This window comes from Pseudomonas violetae (assembly GCF_023072615.1).
GTDB classification, from domain to species: Bacteria; Pseudomonadota; Gammaproteobacteria; order Pseudomonadales; family Pseudomonadaceae; genus Aquipseudomonas; species Aquipseudomonas violetae.
The window spans coordinates 341,933-349,178 of the sequence record NZ_JAKNRW010000005.1 but is presented as its reverse complement, the minus strand read 5'-3'; the positions used below and the strand labels follow the sequence as shown (position 1 = coordinate 349,178).

Genomic DNA, 7,246 nt, shown 5'->3' with positions numbered 1-7,246 from the left:
CTCTGAAGCAATTCTTGTTTTCAAACCGGACCCTTGTAGGCGCGAACTTGCTCGCGATAAACCTGAGGGCGCCGCGTGCATTCAGGCCGCCCTCGTCATCGTTAACGTCCATCGCGAGCAAGCTCGCGCCTACAAGGGTTTGTGGTTAAATTGAAGGTCTGTTGACTGCCGCTGCAGACACATCAGCAGCCTTGGCCAGCGGCCTGGAAAACTTCCACGCATCCCCTGCAGGCGCTGTGCCCTTGTCGTACGGCTTGCCGAGCAGCATGTAGACCAGGCCTGCGCCCATCACCACCAGGGTGGTCAGGATCATCGAGTAGTTGACGTACCACGGCGCATCCGGCGAGCGTGGCCAGACCATGTTGATGATCGCGCAGACGCCATAGATCAGTGCGGCCAGGTTCACCCACAGGCCCCAGGCCCCGAGGGTGAACTGGCCGTTCGGACGCCAGCCCTTGGCTCGGGCGATCAGGGCCGCAATGATGATCAACTGGAACGCGACATAGATACCAATGGCCGCGAAACCAACGATGGTTGCCACCGCGTCGGCCATAAACATTCCAAGGCAGACGATGCCTGCCGGCACCAAGCCGCTGATCAACAGGGCGAACGAGGGCACGTGGTTGCCCGACAGCCGCTTGAGCAGCGAGCTGCCAATGATCATCTCGTCACGGGCATAGGCAAACAACAGGCGGCTGGCGGCCGCTTGCAGGCTTAGTACGCAGGAGATGAACGACACCATCACCACCGCCATCACCAGGCGCGAACCCACCGGGCCGAACGCATTGGCGAGGATGGTCGCGACCGGGTCGGTGTCTTCACCGGCCAGGACCTTGGCCATGTCCGGCACCGACAGTATCAGCGCCAGGCAGGCGAACATCGCTGCAGCACCGCCGATGTAGATGGTCATGCGCATGGCTTTGGGAATGCGCTTGCCAGGGTTCGGCGTTTCTTCGGCAACATCACCGCAGGCCTCGAAGCCGTAGTACTGGAACAGGCCCGCCAGGGAAGCCGCCAGAAATGCCGGGAGGTATGAGCCGTTGACTTCAAGATTGAACGTGTCGAACAGCACGCTGAACGGCTGGTGACGCTCGAAGATCAGCAGATAACCGCCCACCAGGATGGCGCCGACCAGCTCGCAGAGGAAGCCGAACATCGCCACTCGTGCGAGCAATTGGGTGCCGACCAGGTTCAGCGCAGTCGACAGCACAATGATCGTCAGGGCGATGTAGATGTTGGCCTCGGGTCCTGGGTTGAAACCCAGCATGATCGCCAGGTACGGGCCTGCACCGACGGCGACGCCGGCGATGGTTGCACACAGTGCCCAGGCGTAAACCCAGCCGACCATCCACGCCCAGCGCTTGCCCACCAGGCGGCGCGCCCAGGGATAGACCCCGCCGGAGATGGGGAACTGCGAAACGATTTCACCGAAGATCAGGCACACCAGCAGTTGCCCGGCGCCGATCAGCAGGTACGACCAGAACATTGGCGGGCCACCGGCGGCCAGGCACAGGCCAAACAGGGTGTAGACGCCGACCACCGGTGACAGGTAAGTGAAGCCCAGGGAAAAGTTCTCCCACAGGCTCATGCTCCGATTGAAATCAGAGCTGTAGCCGAGGGCGCGCAGTTGTTCCGCGTCCTGGTCGGCGCTGCTGCTTGCACGCGTGTTGGATGAGCCACTCATGTTATTTCCTCATTATCAATGGCAGGTGTTTACAGGGTTGGCAGGTTGGCCTGCCCATGCTCTTGTCGAGCTTTGTTGTTGTATGGATATCTCACGATCACATTGACCCAGTAGGAGCCCGGCTTGCGTCAGGGTTTGGGTTCGGTGTCGTACTGCGACAGCCATTCCACGGCTGCATCGCGGTAGCGGCTGAAGCCTTTGTAGTCCACCAATTGCTGGTTCAGGTCGCGCAGCACCCGGTGCATGCGCCGCGCCCATGCGGGGTTGGTGGCGATGTCTTCGAGGCTGAGCAGGTAAGTGCGAATCGGGAATACGATCGCGTTGCTGCGGGGCAGGCGGTGCAGGGGTTGCAGCTCGATGCGCAGGTACACCAGCTTGCCGGCGTTTTGTGCCGTGACGATGGTGCGGTCCGGCGCCCATTCCGGCAGGCTCTCGGCGGACACTTCGAGGCGCGGGTTGACCGTCAGCGACCAGTTCAGGCGGCGCACCGGGTGCCCGGTGCGCAAGCGCAGCAGGAACTTCAAGGCGCGATCGAGCATGCCGATTTCCTTGACCAACGGCACCGGGCCGTGGAACTCCTCCCAACTCATGCCCAGATTGAAACGCAGGGAATAATCGGCGCGCTGGGTGGCGATGCCTGCGCCCCAGTACAGCGTGCCGTCGCGTTCTTCCTGCAAAACCCAATCGCCCTGGGCCTGGCGGGTCACGTATTCCATTGGCTCGTAGGGCAGGGTCGCCGGATCGCCGAAGGTGAAGTGGTCATCGATGTCCAGCAGACGGTTGGTCCAGTGCCACTGGCGGCCCTCGCGCTGCAGGCTGAAGTACTGCGGATAATCGTGGGCGTAGGACTCCATGATCAGCTCCAGCAAGTCCCACTGCGCCTCCATCATGTGCGGGGCCGAGACATAGTGCATGCCCGGGTCTTTCTCCAAGGTGATCGCCCGATCCTTGCACTCGCTGATGTAATGCTCGTCGATGTCGAACGCCGCGCGAAACGCGCCATTGCCTACCGACACATGCGGCTCGAGATTCATCGAGTACATGTAGTCGTCGTCAGGGAACGGGAAGGGCGCGCGGGCGATGGTTTCCGGGCTGTTGGCGAAGGTGTAGTCGTCGCGGTAGGTTTCGTCGGGATTGAATTTGATATTCATTGTTATGTCTTCCGTCGATCAGAGGTCGATGACCAGGCGATTGCATTTGGCACGGGATACGCAGGGCATGATTTTTTGGCGGAGGGTCTTGTCCTCGTCCGACAGCCAGTCATCGCTGTGCAGCAGCTCGCCATCGAGTTCCAGGACGGCTGTTTCACAGTGGCCGCAGGCGCCACCACGGCACAGGTAGGGCATGCTGTAGCCGGCGGCTTCGACGGCTTCGAGCATGGTCTGGTCGGGCGAGACTGCGATGGTTGCGCCGCTGCGGCCGAGGGTGAAGCTGAACGCTTCGCCGCCGCTGCTCTGTTCGAGAAAGCGCTCGAAGTGCACATGGCTGTCGGTCCAGCCCAGCTCCTTGGCGCAGGCCAGTGTGGCGTCAATCATGCTGTCCGGGCCGCACACGTATACGTGGCTGCCCAGGGGGCGGTCGGCCAGGACCCGGCTGATATCCAGGCGCGCATCGATGCCCTTGCGGTACAGGTGCACCTGTTCGCCGTAGGTGGCCTGCAACTCCTTGCCAAGTTGCGCGTGCGCTTCGCCACGCACGGCGTAATGCAGTTCAAACGGCACCTTGCTCAGGCGCAGTTCCTCCAGCTGCGAGATTACCGGCGTGATGCCGACGCCGCCGGCGATGAAGATGTGCAGGCGCGCTTGCTTGATCAGCGGGAACAGGTTGACCGGAGGGGTCACCTCGATCACATCCCCTTCATTGACATGGTCATGCAGCGAGACCGAGCCGCCACGACCGCTGTCCACCCGGCGCACGGCAATCTGATAACTGCTGGTGTCGTAAGGCGAACTGAGCAGGGAATAAGGATTGCGCAGGGTATTTTGCGCATTGGCAATCAGCACCACCACGTGGCTGCCACCGGAAAAAGCCGGCAGGTGGGCGCCGGTCGGCGACACCAGGGTAAAGCGCTTGATTTCAGGGGTTACCGCTTCAATGCGGGCCACGCGCAAATTCAACGTCCCGTTGTTCTGGCTCATGTGTCGAGCTCCTCGGCTGCGGGCAGTTCGCCCGGGACTTCGGCATCGGCCTTGACTGCCTGGAAGGCGGCCAGGCGACGGGAATAGTGATCGCGTACCACCAGCGTCACCCCGCAACCTGGGCAGTCGTAGACGCGTTGGGTCACGTTCTCGGTGTAGGTGTCGCAATGCACGCACCAGACCCGGCGCACCAGGGTGCCGGAGTGTTCGCGCAGCACTTCGTCGCGATTCAGGTCGAAATGCGTGGCCACTTGCATGGCGCTGCCGAGAAAACTTTCCGAACCAGCGAGGTACAGGCGGGTACCCATGCGCGCTTCGCCGAGCAGGGCCTTGAGTGATTCGATCAGCGACTGGTTGGACGGGTACACGTGCAGTGGGTGCTGGGAATGCTGCTGCAGTTCGCCGAGGAAATCCTGGCCGGAGAAGGACTCCTGGGAGTACAGCAGGGTGATGGGGCTGGCCGATCCGGCCATCTCGCCCAGCAAGCGCAACATGGCGTGCCCGCCACTGCCCTGGCCGGCAATGATCTGGTGCAGACCGCCTGGCAGCGGTTCCAGCCGGTCATAAACCGGTCGGCTTTTGATCCCGGTGATCAACATTTTTATTATTCCTCCTGGCTACCGGCGCGGCGGGTAAAAGCCGGCCTTGTGCAAAGCCCAACGATGGTGGGTTGCAAATAGCAGGAGCACAGGTCATGCCAGTTCTTTATCTATTTGATTTAAAAGAATTTTATAATTATAAGAGAGGGTGGTGATGGCAAAAGTAACCGAATATGTATGCGTTTTTGCAGCGCCTTTGCGTTCCCCACTCAATCACTCGCGCTGCAACTTGCGAATCAACGTGCCGATGTCGATACCCAGGTGCACCGCAGCCTTGCGCTTGCTGCCGCACAGGTGCATCGCCTGGAGGATTACCTGGCGTTCGAAATGCTGGACCTGCAGCTTGAGGTTCTGCTGCGCATCCTCTTCATCGGCCAGCTGCGCATTTGCCGGTTCCCGAGGGCGCAGCGGTTCGAGCATTTCGGCCGGCAGGTGATGTTCCTGCGCTTCATCGTCGGCGAGCACCGCCAGGCGTTCGAAAATATTCACCAGCTCGCGGATGTTACCCGGGTAGTCGTAGCTCAACAGCCGCTTGCGACAGCCCGCGGACAAGCTCAGGGACGGTTCGCGGTCACCGTTGACGCGGCTGAGCAGAATGTCGATCAGGAAGGGCAGGTCAGCACGATGCTGGCGCAACGGTGGAATTTCCACTGGCAGCACGGCCAGGCGGTAATACAGGTCGGCACGAAACTCGCCGATGCTCACCAAGTGCCGCAGGTCCTTGTTGGTGGCTGCAATGACCTGCACCTGCACGGTTTTGCTCAGGGGCGAGCCGACCGATTGAATGGTGCTGTCCTCGAGGAATTTTAATAGCTTGGCCTGGACGTGCAGCGGTATCTCGCCGATCTCGTCGAGGAACAACGTCCCGCCGGCAGCCGCTTCGATATAACCTTGTTTGCCTCCTGCAAGCGCGCCAGTGAATGCCCCCCGTTCATAGCCGAACATCTCCGACTCAAACAGGCTCTCCGGAATGCTCCCGCAATTGACATGGATGAACGGCCGGTCGCCCCAGCCCGCAGCGCGGTGAATATGCCGGGCGATGGCTGTTTTGCCGACCCCTGGCTCACCCAGCAGCAACAGGCGGGCGCGGCGGCGGAAGGCGCGCACGCCGGTGTCGGCGATGCCCGACAACTGTGGGGACAGGTGCAGGGCGTTGTCCTGCGGATCGCGCAGGCCTTGGGGCTCCACTGGCCGAGCCCCAAGCGACGCCCGACGTTGTGGCTGGCTGCCGTCGAAGTCCTTCTGGGTCAGCATGCGAAAAGGTTTTTCATAGGCCCCGGTGGGGATTGCATGGGTGCTGCTGAGCATCACCCGGCCCTCCCTGGAGCGGGTCAAGGCGCTGTTGCCGCCACGATTCAGCGCCGCTTGCAGGTCGTCGTAATTGAGCGTCGAGCGCTGGAAAAACTCACTGTCAGGCAAGCCTATGGCCTGTTGTTTGGACAAGCGATTGACCCGCTCGGCCGCCAGGTTGAGAAAGCGTACACGGCCTTCGCCATCGGTGATGATGAGTGCCTCGCCGAAGCTGTCGAGCAGGGCGTGCAGGGCCGGGGTTTCCAGTAACGCGCCGAGGACTTCGCTGCTGACGTTGACCGAGGAACGCATGCCCATCTGCAGGCTGGGTGGCAGATTCGAGTCTTTCATGGGTGCAACTCTTGGGTGCTTACGCCCTGGCGCTGACGAAACACGGCGACGCGCCAGGCCACACCTTCGCGAATCAGAATACGCGAACAGTGCACATCGAAGTCCGGCGCGCGGCCACTCAAATCAGGTAGCGGCAGGCGATGCCAGGTGCGCTCCGGCAATGCGTGGTCCAGCAGCAGGCGGGCGATGCCGGCACCGTTGGTGATGCCGAACGTCTCTTCGAACACCGCGTTGCGCCATTGCGGCTGCAAGTGCTCGTCAATCACCAGGACAGCGTCCGGCACCGCGTCGAACACCCGGCGCAGAGCGTCTATGCGTTGCTCGGCATCGTGTTGCATGCGCAGTTCCTGGCTGACGTCGCGAATGCTGCCCCACATGCGTAGCAGGTGCCCGTTGACGATGGTTGCGCGCACATCGTTCTCGACGTAGGCGGGTGATCCATCGTGGCGACGATCCACGGACAAGGCACAGTCGACGCTGAATCCGGCTTCGATCAAGCGCCGCACAAATTCCTCGTTGGCCGGGCTGCGCGGCCAGTAGAGACGCACCGGTTGCTGATTGAAGTCGACATCCGAGGGCATCTCGTAGACGTCGGCCATGGCGCGGTTGCACAGGCGCCAGTGCGAGTCGTTTTCGAACACCTGGCGGACGATTTCATCCGGCGAGTTATTGATGTCTACCGCTTCGGCAAACTCGATGCACCAGTAGGCCACCTTGGCGCTTTGCAGCATCTGGCTCATCACTTCATTGGCGTTGTGCATTTCCCGCAGGCGATGGCCCAGTGTGCCCAGCGGTATATTCAACAAGTGCAGGCAGGCAGGCTGGACCTCGCGCCACTCCAGCAACCCACTGGCAATCACGTGCAGCAGGCTGCCGTTGTGGCGGATCAGGGTCAGCTCGATGCTCTGGACCTGCTCGTCCGCAGGCGGGTTGGCGAACAGTGCCCGCAAGGTGCGAACCGATTCGATGCTGTAGAGGTGTTCGATCGGCTGGTTCAACGAGTCTTCAGGCGAGTAACCCAGTTGATCGCTCAAGCTGGCGGACAGGTTCACGAGCAACCCGTCGGCACTCAGGGTGCTGGTGCAGGGCGGCGCTCTGTGGGCCAGTAAATTCAGGATATCCATGGTGAATCGGCTCGGGTTTGCTGAGGATTTCAAAAGCAGGGCACATCGCATGCCAAACAG

Annotated in this window: 6 protein-coding genes; all 6 read right to left on the bottom strand. The window is 61.5% G+C overall.

The features are described 5' to 3' along the window. Positions 1-145: 145 nt before the first annotated feature. On the bottom strand, positions 146-1,684 hold the full coding sequence (locus tag L9059_RS10250) for an APC family permease (protein WP_247290547.1): 1,539 nt from the start codon (positions 1,682-1,684) through the stop codon (positions 146-148). A gap of 128 nt (positions 1,685-1,812) precedes the next feature. Then, positions 1,813-2,835 (bottom strand): heme-dependent oxidative N-demethylase family protein, encoded by a 1,023-nt coding sequence (locus tag L9059_RS10245; protein WP_247290545.1) that lies wholly within the window; start codon positions 2,833-2,835, stop codon positions 1,813-1,815. 18 nt (positions 2,836-2,853) lie between these two features. Then, positions 2,854-3,822: a PDR/VanB family oxidoreductase gene (locus L9059_RS10240; protein ID WP_247290543.1), complete on the bottom strand. Its 969-nt coding sequence runs from the start codon at positions 3,820-3,822 to the stop codon at positions 2,854-2,856. Next, a complete protein-coding gene (locus tag L9059_RS10235) occupies positions 3,819-4,421 on the bottom strand; it encodes a dimethylamine monooxygenase subunit DmmA family protein (protein ID WP_247290541.1) in 603 nt (200 codons plus the stop codon). The genes L9059_RS10240 and L9059_RS10235 overlap by 4 nt, the downstream gene beginning before the upstream one ends. A 213-nt stretch (positions 4,422-4,634) precedes the next feature. Further along, positions 4,635-6,062 carry a sigma-54 interaction domain-containing protein gene (locus L9059_RS10230; protein ID WP_247290539.1) on the bottom strand — a complete coding sequence of 476 codons (1,428 nt, stop codon included), beginning with the start codon at positions 6,060-6,062 and terminating at the stop codon, positions 4,635-4,637. Next, positions 6,059-7,186 carry a PAS domain-containing protein gene (locus L9059_RS10225; protein ID WP_247290537.1) on the bottom strand — a complete coding sequence of 376 codons (1,128 nt, stop codon included), beginning with the start codon at positions 7,184-7,186 and terminating at the stop codon, positions 6,059-6,061. Before L9059_RS10225 ends, L9059_RS10230 begins: the two co-directional genes overlap by 4 nt. Positions 7,187-7,246: the final 60 nt, after the last annotated feature.